The organism is Butyrivibrio sp. AE2015, from assembly GCF_000420825.1.
GTDB lineage: Bacteria > Bacillota > Clostridia > Lachnospirales > Lachnospiraceae > Butyrivibrio.
On sequence record NZ_ATVR01000014.1, the window covers coordinates 33,491 to 50,502 of the forward strand.

14 protein-coding genes are annotated in these 17,012 nt (G+C 40.7%); all 14 read right to left on the bottom strand.

The genetic code is table 11. The features are described from left to right. The 14 genes from rfbA to G585_RS0108715 all read right to left on the bottom strand — a co-directional run bounded on the left by rfbA (position 1) and on the right by G585_RS0108715 (position 16,998). Complete coding sequence (rfbA, locus tag G585_RS0108650) at positions 1-870, bottom strand: glucose-1-phosphate thymidylyltransferase RfbA (protein ID WP_022774380.1); 870 nt, start codon at positions 868-870, stop codon at positions 1-3. Between the two features lie 11 nt (positions 871-881). Continuing rightward, complete coding sequence (rfbB, locus tag G585_RS0108655; RefSeq protein WP_022774382.1) at positions 882-1,967, bottom strand: dTDP-glucose 4,6-dehydratase; 1,086 nt, start codon at positions 1,965-1,967, stop codon at positions 882-884. A gap of 97 nt (positions 1,968-2,064) precedes the next feature. Beyond that, complete coding sequence (locus G585_RS0108660; protein WP_196802899.1) at positions 2,065-3,504, bottom strand: hypothetical protein; 1,440 nt, start codon at positions 3,502-3,504, stop codon at positions 2,065-2,067. Positions 3,505-3,543: 39 nt separating this feature from the next. Beyond that, positions 3,544-6,477, bottom strand: coding sequence for a GH25 family lysozyme (locus G585_RS18920; protein WP_051142977.1), 2,934 nt, complete (start codon positions 6,475-6,477; stop codon positions 3,544-3,546). Between the two features lie 83 nt (positions 6,478-6,560). Continuing rightward, positions 6,561-6,905, bottom strand: a complete 345-nt coding sequence (locus G585_RS0108670) for a hypothetical protein (protein WP_022774384.1) — start codon at positions 6,903-6,905, stop codon at positions 6,561-6,563. Beyond that, complete coding sequence (locus tag G585_RS0108675; protein ID WP_022774386.1) at positions 6,898-7,269, bottom strand: hypothetical protein; 372 nt, start codon at positions 7,267-7,269, stop codon at positions 6,898-6,900. The genes G585_RS0108670 and G585_RS0108675 overlap by 8 nt, the downstream gene beginning before the upstream one ends. Before the next feature lie 39 nt (positions 7,270-7,308). After that, complete coding sequence (locus G585_RS0108680; RefSeq protein WP_022774387.1) at positions 7,309-8,820, bottom strand: glucosyltransferase domain-containing protein; 1,512 nt, start codon at positions 8,818-8,820, stop codon at positions 7,309-7,311. Positions 8,821-8,822: 2 nt separating this feature from the next. Next, positions 8,823-9,809 (bottom strand): SGNH/GDSL hydrolase family protein, encoded by a 987-nt coding sequence (locus tag G585_RS0108685; protein ID WP_022774388.1) that lies wholly within the window; start codon positions 9,807-9,809, stop codon positions 8,823-8,825. Between the two features lie 29 nt (positions 9,810-9,838). Then, positions 9,839-10,918 carry a hypothetical protein gene (locus G585_RS0108690; RefSeq protein ID WP_022774390.1) on the bottom strand — a complete coding sequence of 360 codons (1,080 nt, stop codon included), beginning with the start codon at positions 10,916-10,918 and terminating at the stop codon, positions 9,839-9,841. A gap of 29 nt (positions 10,919-10,947) precedes the next feature. Next, positions 10,948-12,378 carry an MBOAT family O-acyltransferase gene (locus G585_RS17650; protein ID WP_022774391.1) on the bottom strand — a complete coding sequence of 477 codons (1,431 nt, stop codon included), beginning with the start codon at positions 12,376-12,378 and terminating at the stop codon, positions 10,948-10,950. Positions 12,379-12,386: 8 nt separating this feature from the next. After that, positions 12,387-13,100, bottom strand: a complete 714-nt coding sequence (locus tag G585_RS0108700) for an IspD/TarI family cytidylyltransferase (RefSeq protein WP_022774392.1) — start codon at positions 13,098-13,100, stop codon at positions 12,387-12,389. A 21-nt stretch (positions 13,101-13,121) separates the two neighbouring features. Beyond that, positions 13,122-13,967 carry a LicD family protein gene (locus G585_RS0108705; protein ID WP_022774394.1) on the bottom strand — a complete coding sequence of 282 codons (846 nt, stop codon included), beginning with the start codon at positions 13,965-13,967 and terminating at the stop codon, positions 13,122-13,124. A gap of 39 nt (positions 13,968-14,006) precedes the next feature. After that, entirely contained in the window at positions 14,007-16,214 is a 2,208-nt protein-coding gene (locus G585_RS0108710; protein ID WP_022774395.1) for a CotH kinase family protein, read from the bottom strand. A 4-nt stretch (positions 16,215-16,218) separates the two neighbouring features. Further along, positions 16,219-16,998, bottom strand: coding sequence for a hypothetical protein (locus tag G585_RS0108715; protein WP_022774396.1), 780 nt, complete (start codon positions 16,996-16,998; stop codon positions 16,219-16,221). Positions 16,999-17,012 lie beyond the last annotated feature (14 nt).

Below are 17,012 nucleotides of genomic sequence, written 5' to 3' on the forward strand. Positions count from 1 at the left end.
TTACAGCCCTTCAGCTACCTCTTTAAGGTATTTGCCGTAATCTGTTTTCATTAAAGGCTCAGCAAGTTTAAGAAGCTGCTCCTTGTCGATGAAGCCTCTCTTATAAGCAATCTCCTCGATACAGGAAATGTAAAGTCCCTGTCTCTTCTGGAAAGCACAAACGAAATCTGATGCATCAAGAAGTGAATCGTGGTTTCCAGTATCAAGCCATGCAAAGCCTCTGCCCATAGTCTCAACTCTGAGCTCGCCTCTTCTTAAGTACTCATTGTTGATACTTGTGATCTCAATCTCACCTCTTGCTGATGGCTTAACATTTGCTGCTATATCAACTACCTGGTTGTCATAGAAATAAAGACCAGGTACAGCGTAATTGCTCTTTGGATGCTCAGGCTTTTCTTCAATGCTGATAGCCTTTCCGTTTTCATCAAATTCTACAACGCCGTAAGCTCTTGGATCTCTTACATAATAACCAAAGATAGTTGCGCCCTTATCTCTTGATGCAACTTCTCTAAGAAGCTTTGAAAAGCTCTGGCCGTAGAAAATATTATCTCCAAGAACAAGTGCTACTGAATCGCTTCCGATAAACTTGGCACCGATGATAAATGCATCAGCAAGTCCTCTTGGCTGTTCCTGAACTGCATACTCAAAATGCATTCCAAGCTGTGATCCATCGCCGAAAAGCTCTTCAAACATAGGAAGATCTCTTGGAGTTGAAATAATGAGAACCTCTCTAATGCCTGCAAGCATAAGTGTTGAAAGTGGGTAGTAGATCATTGGCTTGTCATATACAGGCATCATCTGCTTAGACATTGCACGTGTAAGTGGATAAAGCCTTGTTCCTGATCCACCGGCTAAAATTATACCTTTCATCTCAGTTCTCCTTACTTGTTTTTATACATCTTTTCATAGTACTTTTCATAATCACCGGATGTTACGTTAGCCATCCAGTCCATGTGCTCGAAGTACCACTTTATTGTCTTACGGATGCCTTCTTTAAACATTGTTTCAGGCTCCCAGCCGATTTCTGACTTGATCTTGTCAGGAGCGATAGCGTAACGTCTATCATGTCCCTTACGATCTTCTACATATTTGATAAGATCATAGGAAAGTTTAGCCTTTCTTGGATCTGAATCATCAAGTTCATCCTTAAGAACATCAATAATAGTCTTAACGATCTCGATGTTCTGTTTCTCGTTGTGTCCACCAACGTTGTATGTCTCGAAGAGACGGCCTTTTTCCTGAACCATGTCGATTGCCTTAGCGTGATCCTCAACATAGAGCCAGTCACGAACGTTCTTACCATCGCCGTATACAGGAAGTGTCTTGCCTGCAAGAGCGTTGTTGATAATAAGTGGAATAAGCTTTTCTGGGAACTGGTAAGGTCCGTAGTTATTGGAGCAGTTTGTGATGTTTGCAGGGAACTTATATGTATCCATATAAGCCTTTACAAGCATATCTGAACTTGCCTTACTTGCTGAGTATGGGCTGTGTGGTGAATATGGTGTTGTCTCATAGAAGAAAGCTGTTGGGTCATCATCAAGTGAACCGTAAACTTCATCTGTTGAAACGTGAAGGAACTTCTTGCCCTCCTTGAATGTTCCGTCAGGAAGCTCCCAAGCCTTCTTGGCTGCGTTAAGCATTGTAGCTGTTCCCAAAACGTTTGTCTGAACAAAGATTTCAGGGTTTACGATCGATCTGTCAACGTGGCTCTCAGCTGCGAAATGAACAACTCTGTCGATGTCATTCTCTTCAAAGATCTTGTTAATAGCATCTCTGTCGCAGATATCAGCCTTTACAAATGTGTAGTTATCTCTGTTCTCAATGTCCTTGAGGTTTTCAAGGTTTCCTGCATATGTAAGAGCATCAACGTTAATGATCCTGATCTCATTATCATACTTTTTGAACATGTAGTGAATGTAGTTAGAACCGATGAATCCGGCACCACCTGTTACTAAATAGGTTCTCATTTATTTTTCCTCGTTTTCCTTTTGTTCTTTTATTTACTAAGCTATGATAAGACGGATTGCTTCACTTCGTTCTCGCAATCCTACAAACATATTCTCATCATAGGAGTATACCACAACTCATCAATAAGTAGAAGAGTCCCATAGAATAGCACATATACCTGGGCTGGGGGAATATCATAGAGCCCGTGACCACGCTGTTTATAAACACTCCTACGATAACAATGAATGCCATTAAAAGAATATCCTCTTTTTTCCTAAGGACTCCCATTCTGAACATCAAGGTCAGATACAAAATATAGATCACCAAAGATGCTGTAATAAGAATTCTTGGAGATATGTTCGCCACTGATATTACAAACGCCTTGAGCACATTTGCCTTGAATACATACAGGAAGGCTTTTGACTCTCCCTTAAATATTCCCGAAATATCTTTTTTCATAAGCTCTGTCAAAAGAACTTTCTCAACCGCATCTTCTTTTAATGACGCAGCAGTTCCCTCAAGTTCCGGAAAATGCTCCGCGACATATTCATCGCATAGAGGCAGTACCACATCAAATCCGATAACATCATAGCTATCCGCATAGTGCGCGGCCATGGAAACCCAGTCAGAGTTAGAAATCGTCGACTCTTCTCCAAGCTCATACCCTGATGAAGCAAAGTCAATTGTAAGCTCCCGCTCGATCAAAGTGTCATAGATCCTGGCGTACAGCTCGCTGAGATTCGGATAATCCTCAGAAGTATCATACTTCTCATACAAAGCTGCATCTTCAGCTTTAGCAGTATAAAGGACTGTATCAAGAGCTCCCTTGCTATTTCCGATGTGCTCTGCAAAAACTCCTCTGACTGCGTAATTATAACCTCTGTCAGCAAGGCTTATGCAGACAATTGCAAGAATGATAAGAATGCAGTTTTCCACAAATTCTCTGATGTTTCTGGTTTTTTTCCACAAAAGATGGAGCACAAAAGACACAAATCCCCAGATAAGAAGTGTTATGAGCATCTGCTTTCTGACACTGGATATGAGCACACACAAGACAAAAAGAGCCACCCTATTAAAGCGGTTATTATCCTTTATCAGTGCAAACAGCCTTATGTTAAACAGCACAAAAAGTGGCATTGCAAGAGACTCTGTCATGATACACTCCGAATACATGGAGCCCCTTTTAGCCGCAAAACGATTAAGCGCAGCCACAGCAATCTGGAAAAACACTGTCAGAAAGCCAATAACCTTTGCTTTACCTTCACTAGTATTATCTCTTGCAACCCTGTACATAAAAAAGCCAGTTCTTGATGTTGCATACACCCAAAAGAGGCTCTGTATGATCACTGCGCAAAACAGATAAGAAGGCTGTCCGTACATGGTTCCTGCAAAATCAAAGAATTCAAATATCTTTCTTATCCCTAAAAGAAATAGAGGGTACACCGGTTCTCTTGAAAAATCCATACTGGTATAACTTGGAGAATCGACGCACCACACGGTTCCGTCATAAACCGCCATTCCCATAAAAAACAGGAATGGCAGTATTACGTACAACAATATTAAATTATTTTCTTGCTTTGTTTTAATCATAGACAATCAGTAGTAGATATTCATATCTACATTTCCGGAAATACCGGACACTTTTCCTTTTGAAGTGTACTGCCACATATTTACCTTGGAAGCTGAATATTCCATGGCTGACTTGTACTGGGCAAGCCAGATGTTATAGCTGCTAAGCTGAGAAACATTCATCTTCTCAGTAAACCAGGTCTTATTGGAATAAACACCAACTGAGTAACCGGCATTTGCAACTGTTCCGCAGAAAGCCTTGATATTGGCTGTTCTCTGGTCATTACTGATTCCATCGCCACGGCCGTTACTCTTTTCAATATCCAGGTAAACCGGATATGAAAGGCTGTAGCCCTTGATAAGGCTGATTACCATTGAGGCTTCCTCAACAGCCTCTACTTCATTAACCGCCTGTGAAAAGAAATATACACCTACCTTAAGTCCGGCATCCTGAGCGCCCTTTATATTGGACTTAAACTTTGAGTCCTCAATAAGAGCTCCCTCGGATGAACCTCTGTAGCCACATCTGATTATGACAAAGTTCACACCTGAGTTCTTAACTGCTGCCCAGTCAATATTTCCATTCCACTTACTTACATCTATTCCCATAACATTGGATGATCCTGCAATAGCGCCATCACTTCCAAATGTGTACTTGGCTCCCTGTATAACCTGCTCGCCTGTAACAGGATTACCATTTTTGTCAAAGAAATAAGTCTTGCCATCGATAGTCTGCCATCCTGTATATTTATAGGATGTAGCACCGTTTCGAAGGTAGAAAACAGACTCTATATAATAGTCACCGTAATCAGCTTCGATATAGTTGCCATCGCTGTCCTTGATATAGACAGACTTGCCATCTTTGGTCTTTAGTTTTTCGCTTGTGCTCTTTACAGTTACTGTGACCTTGGCCTCTGAATAGCCATCAGCGGTAACTGTCACTGTAGTTTCACCTGACTCCTCACCTTTTATGGTTGTTCCGTCAACAGAAACCTTTCCTGTATCTGCAGATGAAACCTTAAGGGATATATCTGAATTTTTTGGTTCAATCTTAAATGTCTGTCCCTTAACTATTGTCACCTTGGTGATACTTATTGGTGAGCCCTTGTCACTTGATGAACTGCTGCCCGTAGTACTTGAACTGCTGGAGTTTGAAGTCGAACTGCTTGAGCTACTTGAGCTGCTGGAACTGCTGGAACTTGAGGATTCACTACCCTCTTTTTTAACTACAACTTTAACTATTTCTTTCTGATATCCATCAGCTGTTATAGTAATATACTCAGTTCCCTCTCCTACAGCAGTAATGGTGCCATCCTCTGAAACCTTTACAAGATCTGAATCTGATGATGAATAATGAGGCTCTGATGGTCCGTCTATAAGTTCAATCTTTGAAGTCTCTCCCGGTTTTAAGTTAACATCATACTGCTTGACCTTAAACTCTTTATCTTCCTCTTCAGACTCACTTTTTTCGCCATCTGTTGTGAAAGCAAGGAACATGAATCTTCCTACACCGTTCATGGCACTGCTTGAAGGATCTACAATATTACTCTTGTCCACAGCTTCGTACGTGTAGCTGCCACTTCCATCACTGTTTCCGTCGCCCTCGCCAACAGCAGTCTTGGTACTTTCAACCCATTCAACCGTATCTGTAAGAGCTGACTCAACCTTATCAGCAACAGCTGTGTCCTCTTTGGCTACATTTACTTCAGATTCCTTTTTAACCTCGCCTGTCACATCCACAGCCTTCATCTCGACTGTATTCTTTACTGTAACCGATTTGGAGGAAGTATCAACTTTGTAATTGGCATAATCCCCTGAAAGAGCATTAGGCGTAACTGTATACTTACCTGCTGTCAGGTCTTTTTTATAAATTATACCGTCCTGGTCGTGGTCATCATATGACACGCTTGTTCCATCAGGATTTACTACTGTTACAGTAAAAGGTGTGCTCGCTACAAGCTTTCCTGTCTTGGAATTGGTAAATTTAATCTTGATATCGCTTTTGATAGTGGCAACAGACATGGAAACGTTTATTGTGGCGTTCTCATCCTCTTTCTCACTATTCTCCTGCTCTTTTCCTTCCTCATCTTCGGAAATTAGCTGTGCTGCCTCCAGTTTTGCTCTCTGGGCATCCGCAACCGCCATAAGGCCGCTCTCACCTACAATCTCGGTATTGCCATAATTTTCCCCTACACTGGCAAAAGAACTGATCTGATGATTTTTGTCCATGGCCTTTTTATAGAACACACCGGTAGCCACAGCTCCCACAATCAGGAGTATAAATATAAATGCAGCAATTCTCTCAACTGCTGAAGACTCAGTTATGATGCCAAGAATTCCTGACCCGGAATCATCGCTTGACCTTCTTCTGTCATGCCAGTCATCATGATCTCTGCCTCTTCTTAATTGTCTGTCATCATGATTTCTCTCTCTTCCGGACCTCCTGTCATCATACTCTCTGCTACGTCTATCGGGCCTTCCTCCCCGGCGATCGCTTACATAGTCATCATAGACATCATCGTAATCTTCATCATCCTCGTCATATTCGTCGTGCTCATAATTTCTTCGATTATCGATGTCTTCTACATTTCTGTAGTCTTCATCACCTTCATAGAGTTCATCATCCTCATCTTCATAAGGATCATCGTCCTCGTAATCATCATCTTCATAATAATCGCGGTCGTCATCATAGTCTCTGTCATATTCGTCATCATCTATGCCATCTGTCTCGCGATCATATTCCTGATCATCCCTTTCGTAATCACCGGACTCGTCATACTCACGATCATCCTCGTAGTAATCATCATCCTCTACATCACTGTAGTCGTCCTCGTAATCATCCTCAGGATAATCGTCGTACTCATCATCGTACTGCTCTCTGTAATCTATATCCTCGTCATGGTGCCTTTTACGCGAACTCTTTCCCATAAGCCCCAAGCCTCTTTTAGAACTTCTCCTCATACTTCTCTCCCGATCTAGCCACTTTTATAGCTAAAATTCATTTACATTTTAACATCAACAAGTCACTTCATCAAACTTAACGCTCACCCCAGCGCGTAGAACACAGCGATTCCCGCAATTATAAAGATCATTCCTATAAGCTTTCTGGTTGTTATCTTTTCCCTGAAAAAGAATCTGGACATAAACATAACGATGATATATCCGACAGGCTCCATGACTACAACCCCCATGTAACCAAGGCCATCATAACAGAAAATAGAGATCACCATAGATAAGACCAAAAGGCCATATCCGCCAATAACCAGGCCGTTTAAATACTCTCTGATAAATGATGAGTACTTTCTTCCGGCGCTCTGCTTAAGAAGCATCTGAGATGTTGAGGCTATGAACTCAGATACGATCATTAGAAAAAAGAAAATATTAATCATCTTCTCCTTCTCCTTTCACAGCGCCGGTATTCATAATTACAACACCTATAACTACAAGCACCACGCCCACTACTTTAAAGGGTGTGATTCCCTGGCTGAAGATTATAAAGTTCCAAAGCATTGACCACATCAAAGTCATGGCCTTATTGGCATATGCCACAGACAACTGGAACCTCTTTATCATCTGCTGCCAGATAAGCGCATAGGCAGCAAGAATAATAAATTCAAGTCCAAAAAACAATAAATATCCCGTTGATAAAAATTCATATTTCGATGCCAGATTAGCTGCCACTGTGGAGAGGGAATAAACAACCACCGCACTCTGAAGCAGCAGAATATCTGTCAGATTGATTCTCTTTTTCATATAATTATCTCTCTCTTAAAACTGTTATCAGTAACTTCATCAAGGCTCACTCATCTTGATGATCACATAATTGTCCCATTTTACGATATAGCCTTCATTAGGGAAGCTGGGCATATCAGCAAGATACTCTGAGTAAGCTTTGTCCTCATAGTAATCTCTTGAAATATTCATATTAAGTCCAAGAGTTTTCCTAAAGAGTCCGTCATAATATGCATGCATTCCGATCTCATCAAGGATAAAATCACCCACATTGGCATAGCCAAGGGCCCTGTCCTGCAGCTCGTTTTTGTAATAAAGGCCATTTGAATAAGGTTTTCCGATAATGAAATACTCAATATCAGGTGACAGTGCTCCCATGTCCTCAAGGTCAGATACAACCATGTTTGCAAATGTGAGCATTGTTTTTTTGCCCTCAAGCATCGCATACTGATCCACAATAACCTGCATGGAATTTCCATATATTATCAGAACCACAAAAGCGATCACAAGTCCGCGTACAAGCTTTGCCACATCAATCTCTTTCATGGCAATAAGAATCAAAAACGGCAATATCATATACACAGCAAGAGACATGTGTATCTGAGGTTCTGTCTCCCTTGAAATGATAAGTACAGCATCGGCCGCCACCGGAAGAAGAGCAACCAAAACAGCAAAAAGAACTGCATTTTTCCTGTCCTTTTTAAATATGTTCACAAACAGATAAATAACAACAACCGCAACAAAAAGTTTTATCAAAAGATCGATGCCGTTGTTATCAAGAATGTTTATATAACTTGCCTCCCAGATAAAGGAATACATTCCTCCAACAACTTCCAAAAGAGAAAGGAAAATACTTCCAACGCCTACCTCAGACGCACCATGGAAATCAGTAAGTCCAAGGTCTGTTACCTTTAAAACAATATTGGTAACTATCGTATATAAAACACCGCCAAGGATGATAGTACCAAGAAGCCTCAATGCCTTTTTAAAGCTATCTCCAAAGCTTTTTCCTGAAAATATCTCAGAAATAATATAGAAAAATGCCACAACTGCCGCTGTTCCGAGGAAAGCCTGATAGATTCCAAGGCTAAGGCACAAAAGAACTCCGCCTGCAATTATAGGCCATAGTTTAGCATTTACCTTTCCAACCAGGTACATTGCAAGTACTGAAAGAAAGAATGATAAAGCATAATGAGATGAGCAGAACTTATATCCCAGTATACTAAGCACAGGTGCTGATGAAAGGAATATGGCCCCGCACAAAAAAGCAGGCAGTCCGCTCTTAATATCAAAAAGATCAAGAGCCAGTACGAATCCAAGTACAAACAACACTATTGAAACCAGTGAAACAAGCGGATCAATATGTACTCCCAATAAAAGCTTATCAAGAACTACAATGAACCATCTTCCACAAGTAAATTCCCAGTTATTGCCGACATAATATTCCTGCTGCCAGTAGCCATCAAGATTATTGGTAAGCTGCTCAGACATGAAAACAGAGTATAAAGCTGCCGCAAAGACAAATAAAAACGCAGCAAGTTTCCAGTATTTTTTGGTCAAGTTCTCTATCATTATCAGTTCTCCCCAGTTCCACTTGTATATTCAGGATATATCACTCTCACAAAATGCTCCGCCATATATGCATTACAGTCAGCATTTACATGAACGTTATCCAAAAGCCATGAGGAGCTGTTATCCTCATCGATTGTTCCATAATAGTTATCCACAAAAGAAACGCCTGTAGCTCCGGATACATCGATCATGAACTGCAGATATGTTGTGAGCTTACCGTTTCCAAAATCAAATCTGTCTCCGCTCACAAGCTGTCCTGATGAATCATAGGCATAACACATAGGAAATGACATACACACGATCCTTATAAAAGGATATTTTTCCTGAATAAGCTTGATGCCTGCATTAAGAGCACCGCTGTATGTAACAGGATCGCTATCATCGTCCGGATTCATTCCGATCCTAAGGCTTAAATAGTCCTGCGCATTATAGAAGATCACAAGAGTATCTACAGTATTGAAATCAAGAGCCTTCAGAGCCTCTGCGCTCTTATCGTACTGAGAATCAGGAAATAATGTAGCTTTTTCTATAAGCTGATCAAAGTCCTCGTCATATATGCACTTTGCAACATTATAAAAACTAAAGGCATCAAGACCGTAGTCATCAGTGTATGTAGCGTTCTTAAGTGCCACAGTAGATGCAGGGAAGCCAGCATTTATGCAATTTGATCCGGGGATAAGTGACTGCACATTAGCAGTAACACCTGTTTCACTTGTGTCATAAGTAAGAGCATCATTGCCAAGGAAAAGAATAGTCTCTGTGCCATCATCCTCATGCCCTGCTTTCTTATCCTCAGACAAAAGAAATATCTGATCCAGAACTTCTATCTCATAGCTCTCACCGGTTACTCCTTCAGTCTTGGCAGTTCCCATATTCCACTTCCAAAGCTTAAATGCCGAAAAAGCTAAAACTCCGACAATAATAACCGCCAAAGCAATATGGACCCACATAGGGATCTGCCTTTGATCATTCTCATCTCTTCTACTCATTTTATGTAGCACCATCCTTATAATCTTTTTTACCACTCAGTGGAAAACAATTCATCAAAATCAAAGTCATCTATCATGCTGCGCATCTTAGTCAGCTCTTTTGCCATATCCTCAGAAGATGTTATCTCATATTCTCCACTCTTAAAGCATTCTACCATAAATCTGTTAATGTCGGGTTTGTAATGTGTGTAGTCCGCATAGTTGTTGAGATCCAGCGTCTCAGGCATAGTCTGAAAATAGAATAAATGAACATTGTCATACTCAAGCAGAGCATCTGCCACATACTGATACTGTTTAAAGGTCGCTTCAAAAGTATTTTCCTGCATCACATTATGCCAGTACAAAATGCTGTAGGGTGGGAAAAAGAAATAAAACTCCGTGTCAGGATTATCTTTTACAAAGGGCAGGATATTCACATCCAGGTTTTCTTTTGTCTGTGGTAAAAGAGTATCAAAAGATGTTTCCTCTTCCACATAGGAAGGCTCGTCGTAATTGTGCATAACCCACTGAATATTGTAGTAATCAGGAGTCCACCAGCTCTTGTAGATCTCAGAAAGATCTGACCCCTGTCCCTGTATGAGAGGCCTCATAATATACTGCAATATTACATCTTTATTCAAAAGATATTTCACGTCATTTATAGGATCTGAGTCATAAAGATACTCGGGTAGAGGATACTTTGTAGCGTTTATGTCAGCTGTCATTGTCGGTATATCCATGGCAAAAAACACAGCTTTCACATCATTTTTTCTCCTGGCGTAAGTATCCTTATCAAATACGATAGAGAGGATGTTGTAGTCATCCCTTGGGTAGGCACCGCTATAGCTGAGCTTAACTGTGTTTACATCAAGTAGTTCCTTAAAATCGTCTGTATCGAAATTAACAGTCATGGATGAGCCAATGATGCACCCCTCATACTCCATATTTTTGGCCATTCCAGGATTCTGGCTCAGCTGGTTGTCAACAACGTATGGGAACCCTTTTAATGGAGTATGATAGTGAAAAAAAGGATCCACATACACTACAAGAGCTGAGCACGCCGCAAAGGCCATAAGCATCAAAGCCAGAAGCATTATAAAAAGATTTTTATAGTTCTTGTCTTTTTCCATCTAAAATAATCAACCTCGAAATATTCGCCTTAGAAATTCATATATAGGTAGGTGCTGACTCCGCCAAAGCTCAATATGCACCACACCAGCAAAAGAGCTGACAAAAGAGTTGTGAATACTCCTATCCTGCACTCCTTTGCATAATTCACAGCGCTCTTTCCAAAGAACACGATAATTGCAGAGCCAAAAAGGAACAGCCACATGCACAGATCCCAGGAAAAGTTAAATCTAACGACTGGTGTCATTTTTAGCACATACCATATCTCGTCAAGTCTGAAGAAGTTAGCAAAATCGCTGTAGTAAGGTCTTATTCCACCGCTTATCATACGGCCAAACAATAAAAACGCATCTGAGACAGTACCAGCCCTGAAAAATACCCAGGCAACTGTCACATAGATAAATGTGAAGGTACGCCTTAAAATATTTATGAGATATCCACCAAAGCTTTTTTTTGCTTTGAAGAAATCCACATTTCCCAACGCTCTTGTAACCACATTGAGGATTCCGTGCATAGCTCCCCAGATAATAAATGTCCAGCCTGTCCCATGCCACAAACCACTTAAAAGAAACACGATCAAAATGTTAACATATGTTCTTACAGCACCTTTTCTGCTTCCTCCAAGTGGAATATAGATATACTTGGTAAAAAACTTTGTGAGAGTTATGTGCCATCTGTTCCAAAAATCTATGATATTAAGAGCCTTATATGGAGAATCAAAGTTAAGACTAAGTTCAAAACCTGTCATCATGCAGATTCCACTGGCCACATCGCAGTATCCGCTAAAATCAAAATAAAGCTGGAAGGAATAAAAAACTGCTACCAGCACTGCCTCCCACCAGCCAAGGGTTGCAAGACTTTCATATCCGTAGTTTACGGCCTTACCAATAGTATCAGCCAGAATTACTTTTTTAAAAAGTCCGATGGAGACAAGAAGGATTCCTCTCATTAAATACTCAAAATCCAGGTGCTCTTTCAAAGCTTTTTTTAGCTGCTCATCAAAAGCCCCATAACCCATGAGCGGTCCCTGCAGAAGTTTTGGAAAAAACAAGATATAAGAAAGATATTCAGGAAGATCAAAGTCTTTTATTTCTCCCCTGAAACGATCTACAAGATACGATATCTGATTAAAAGTATAAAAACTAATGGCAACAGGAAGGAAAGTGCCACAGAATTTAAATGAAAGTAAAATAAGCACATTGCCTGTTATACCAACAGCCAATAGAATCTTTGAGCCATTCATAAATCGTATCACAAGAGCATTAAACAAGATGCTTATGATAAGAATCACGAGATTATTCACTCCAAACAAGGTATAAAAAACCAATGAGCCTGCAATTATCCACAAATTGCACAGCCTCATCAGCTTTTCATCTTCTCTGAAGTAATGCCTTATGGCACAGAATCCAATAATAAACACCGGCAAAAACGCCAGTATGAACTCATAAGAATTAAATAACATAACTCCCCTTACTTAAGCCACTCGCTTCTCTTGCTCATAAGAAGTGCCTTGAAAATGTCGATGTCATCTACTGTTGTGAGCTTGATATTCTTTTCTGACCCCTGAGAAAAATATACCTTTTTGCCCATCTCTATCATAAGAGTACAGGACGCAACAGAAGCTGTGATGCCCTTTTCAAGGGCCTGTCTGTGAAGATCGCAGATCTCTCCAAGCTTAAATCCCTGCGGAGTCTGAGTTCTTTTGAGCTTATCCCTTGAATAGGACTCTTCAGAAACCACGCCATCCTCGGTTGTAAGCATGGCCTCAGCACAAGGAATAGCCGTAATGGCATTACCATACTGTTTGGTCTTCATAATGCAGTCAGAAATAATCTCTGCAGAAACCATTGGTCTAATGGCATCGTGGATAAGCACGATGGTATCCCTGTCAAAAGTTTTTTCAAGTTCATATACACCATTTCTGATTGAGCCCTGTCCGTTTTCACCACCGGGAACTACACATTCAAGCTTGGTTATATTGAACTGTTTGGCGTAAGCCCTTAGCATCTGCTCCCAACCCTCAACGCATACAACTGCGATAGAGTCAATCTCCGGATGATTCTGAAATGCCTCAAGTGTATAAACGATAACAGGCTTTTCGTTGACTGTTAAAAACTGCTTCGGAATATCCTGATGCATTCTTGCACCGGTGCCTCCGGCTATGATAAGTGCTACTGTCTTCATAATAAATCCTCTCAAAAAAGATCACTCTTTTATAATATTCACATGCATTGGCACACGCTTGTCCTCTGGCGGAAGTGCCATGTAATCTCCATAGGTCTTTTTAAGCCACTTGTCGTGGAGCTTGGGGATAGGAAATTCTTTTCCCCTGATAAGAGCTGTATCAGGACCGTTCACAAGGTGCTCCGCATCAAAATCAAGTCCCCAGTATCTCGGGTCAGGCTGTTCATTGGATATGAACAAAGTCCTGTAGTCATCGCCTAAACTTGCTATTCCCCCAAGAGTCTGCAGCTTCATATAACTATTAGCAATACTCTTAAACGGAACTACTCTTCCAATAGCAGCAAGCACAAATGCTGCCAACTTCATTATTCCCTTGAACTTGCCATAATCAACGTAAGGCCTGTGTCCCATGGCAAGGGCATACAAAAGCTTCATCCTTGTAAGCTGCCACTTGTGAGCATCTGCCTCTTTATCAAAAACAAAAAGATCCAAAGTCGGATGAGAGTACCTATTCTCATAGAAATCTTCTGCTCCAAAGGTTGTACCCTCATATGTCAGATCCATATCTGCAATCTTGGTGATAAAATCAAAAAACTGTGGATACCTTTCAAATCTAAGGAGCTTAAACCTTGTATCTGCCTCTTTTTCAAAAGCCTCTAAAAATCTCTCGTAATCCTTTCTCAAAAAGAGAATATCCACATCATCATCCCAGGGAATAAAATCCTGATGCCTTACGGCTCCAAGCATTGTTCCCCCATGAAGATAATACTGTATTCCATATTTCTTACAAATCCTGTCAACTTCAGAGAGCATAGCAAAATCCGATTCATGCACTCTGTCTAAATATTCCTGTACTTCTTTTTCCATAAATATTGCTACTTCTTTTCTTTTTATAAATTGCTGCTCTCAGCCCTGGCCAAGTCCCAGGTCATCAAGCATATATTGAATTATGTAATCAGCTCTTTCTCTGAAAAATGTATCAATCCAGCCTATATCCTCGGCAAAATCAGCCTCATCATAGGGGGCTTCATAATTCTCATACAGAGGGTATTCCTCGAGCTGCACATCCCCTCTGAATCTGTTGTTTGAATTAATTATAGCAGTGCTGTACTGACTTGCCATATTCCAGAGCTTTCCTGAAACGTCTTCATATCTGAAGTTGTTTGTTGCAATCTCCATAAAGGAACTTACAAATCTGTTCTTAAACTCCTGATTCTCAATGAGAGCTGAAAACAAAACGTCTCCGTTTAAAGGATTATTGTCATACCAGTTACCTGTCACAAAGGAATCAATGTCAGCAGTGTTGGCATCCATGTTCATGCCGCAGGAGTCATCCAGGTCAAATAAAAGCCATCTCCACCTGCAGTCCTCATACTCGCCAAATCCCGGATCCCTGCTGCGCCATACGGCATAGTTATTTTGGTAGGCATCCGAATTGCCAACATATGTCTCAATGGCGTAATAATCTATAAGACTCTGAATATCCACCATTTCCTCTATCTTTCGATAGTTGGCTTCAACTGACATGTCATTATCTCTGGCAAAAGAAACAACTTCATCATAAAACTTCACATCATCCGGACTGTTTGTCCGGCTCTCACCATTTTTGACGATGATGATATTATTTTCATCCACTCCGTAATAGTGATTAATGTAGCTGGTGCCAATGGTCTCCTGCAGATGATAAAATCCCCAGTACTCTCCGTTTAAAAAGACGGCACAAGGAATAGTCCTCTGGGTTCCTATAGCTCTGTCAGCTACAAGAGACTGGATAAATGCATCCCTTAACTTTGTAACGAAAATATCAGTAGAACCACCGGCTCTTAACATGAGCTTACTGTACGATGCTCCGTTGTCAAAAAAGTCATAGTTAAACCTGGCGTTTCCATCGTATTCTTCCCTTGCATAGATCTGGAAGTTCTTCTGGTTCTGATTCCTGGTCCATCCACCATGAATACGAATTCCCGCCTTCTGTTCCAGTAGCAGTTCTCTTTCCGGTGAAAAGATTTCTACGTTAACCTCTTTTTCCCATCCTCTTCCCTTTTTGGCAAAATTGAAAAACTGCGAAGAATCACCGGAATAAAGATCCATGTTAACCTTATTAAGGAATAGCTCGCGAACTTTTCCGGTCACATAAATCCCTTTATCATATCCAAAAAAGTCATCGGGTGAAAAAGAAATTGATACTATATTAAGGCCCTCATAAGCTTTATCATCAAGACCAACAAAATAGGTCTGTGAGCTTACATCACTTGCTCCATCTTCTGTAATTGCAACAGCTTTGATAACAGTCCCCTTGTCCACAGGCTCCTCTGGAAGGTAGTCATTTTCCGCAGCAATATCGCCTATAGCGGAGTAGATGTTTTCTTCTTCCGACCTGTTTGTAACAGTTATAGGGCCATCATATTTTATTGAAGTCTCATCGGGATCTGACCCGTCTAAAGTATAGTATATGTCTCCCTTTTCTGCACTTAATTCAACTTCAACATTTTCTGAAAACCAACCTCCGGGAAGAGAAAAAGTCGGCATTTTGAGACTTTTTTTCTCAGAAGAAAGAACTCTCGCTTCCACCCTATAAGGTGATGAATCAGAAACCTCCCACCCATTTAGGTCATCTAAAAACCTTACGTAAGACTTATTCCTTGGAAGATCCTCAAGGATTGCAACAGAATCTGCAACTTTCCCATCCTCATCAGTCAGAATACATCTCTCTCCGTTTGAAAGATGGAAGTTTACACCATGAACATCAACAGGAACGTACGTCTCAAGATAAGCATCCGTATCATCTGTAATCTCATTGCACCAAACTATTATGCAATGGCCGGGCTCAATACTTATATCCGGCAAAATAAATCTTCTAAGATCCTTATTACTGTCAGAAAGTCCCCAGTTAAGAAGGCTCACTGCAGAGTCCGACCTGTTGAATAGCTCTATGTAATCTGCTCCATAATCCCCATTGTCATCGTAAGCTGCAGAGGTATTATGCGTGCACACTTCCGAGATAACAACAGGCGAGCTGGCATTATTTTTTTCAACTTTTGTCTGTGCGAAGCATATGCCTGAAAACAGAACAAGAATCGCACATATACCAATAAGCTGCTTGTTTCTCTTCATAGTATTACTGAACCTCAGGATCAGAATAAATCGTATATCCGTGCATGTTTTCTACTACGGTAAGTCCCATTTCAGAAAGATTGCCATTAATCTTTCTGCTATCGGAAAGAACAATGTAATGACACTTCGTCTGCCTTGTGGCCTCCAAAAGCGCCTTGGCATCTATAACTTCAGGCTTTTCCATAACCTCGTAAACTGCATTATAGTAATCCCACTGAGTTACCACCATCTCACGTCCATAGGGCATAAGAATATTGGTATTATACTGCCTTACAAAGTGAACCAGCTCTGAAGGGAAAGCTGCACGAACTCTTGGCTCTCCTTCATCCGGAGCTATAACATCGCAGATATCGATAATATTCTGAGGAATGTGATAGAGATTTTCTGCCACAGACATATACTGATTGGCATATACAAAAGAGCCTGTAACTGCGATTACCAGAACCATCAAAGCAAAAATGCCTCTTCTAACTGCTTCTCTTTTTATCCCCATCAGAGCCTTGCAGGCGCCATAACCTATCACTATGTACATAGGAATAAGCCACAGTATCCTGTAATATGTATCGCTTCCATCATCAAATAGAGCTACATACACGATCTTCGTAACAGGGAAAAGAAATCCCACAAGAATTACTAGGGGCAATATTCCAAGTACTATTTTCTTTTTTATGTCTTTTTCACAAAACGTTATAAAAAGAGCTGCTGCCACAAACATCAAAAGCAGCACGCCATTTCCGCCATATAGTTTAAGAGCAACAAAGCACTCCATGAATATTCCATACATAAATGGTCACCTCA

What these genes read in the sequence shown, in the direction of transcription:
- rfbA (WP_022774380.1), bottom strand. Translation starts at nt 870, where the DNA reads ATGAAAGGTATAATTTTAGCCGGTGGATCAGGAACAAGGCTTTATCCA.
- rfbB (WP_022774382.1), bottom strand. Translation starts at nt 1,967, where the DNA reads ATGAGAACCTATTTAGTAACAGGTGGTGCCGGATTCATCGGTTCTAAC.
- G585_RS18920 (WP_051142977.1), bottom strand. Translation starts at nt 6,477, where the DNA reads ATGAGGAGAAGTTCTAAAAGAGGCTTGGGGCTTATGGGAAAGAGTTCG.
- G585_RS0108670 (WP_022774384.1), bottom strand. Translation starts at nt 6,905, where the DNA reads ATGATTAATATTTTCTTTTTTCTAATGATCGTATCTGAGTTCATAGCC.
- G585_RS0108675 (WP_022774386.1), bottom strand. Translation starts at nt 7,269, where the DNA reads ATGAAAAAGAGAATCAATCTGACAGATATTCTGCTGCTTCAGAGTGCG.
- G585_RS0108680 (WP_022774387.1), bottom strand. Translation starts at nt 8,820, where the DNA reads ATGATAGAGAACTTGACCAAAAAATACTGGAAACTTGCTGCGTTTTTA.
- G585_RS0108685 (WP_022774388.1), bottom strand. Translation starts at nt 9,809, where the DNA reads ATGAGTAGAAGAGATGAGAATGATCAAAGGCAGATCCCTATGTGGGTC.
- G585_RS0108690 (WP_022774390.1), bottom strand. Translation starts at nt 10,918, where the DNA reads ATGGAAAAAGACAAGAACTATAAAAATCTTTTTATAATGCTTCTGGCT.
- G585_RS17650 (WP_022774391.1), bottom strand. Translation starts at nt 12,378, where the DNA reads ATGTTATTTAATTCTTATGAGTTCATACTGGCGTTTTTGCCGGTGTTT.
- G585_RS0108700 (WP_022774392.1), bottom strand. Translation starts at nt 13,100, where the DNA reads ATGAAGACAGTAGCACTTATCATAGCCGGAGGCACCGGTGCAAGAATG.
- G585_RS0108705 (WP_022774394.1), bottom strand. Translation starts at nt 13,967, where the DNA reads ATGGAAAAAGAAGTACAGGAATATTTAGACAGAGTGCATGAATCGGAT.
- G585_RS0108710 (WP_022774395.1), bottom strand. Translation starts at nt 16,214, where the DNA reads ATGAAGAGAAACAAGCAGCTTATTGGTATATGTGCGATTCTTGTTCTG.
- G585_RS0108715 (WP_022774396.1), bottom strand. Translation starts at nt 16,998, where the DNA reads ATGTATGGAATATTCATGGAGTGCTTTGTTGCTCTTAAACTATATGGC.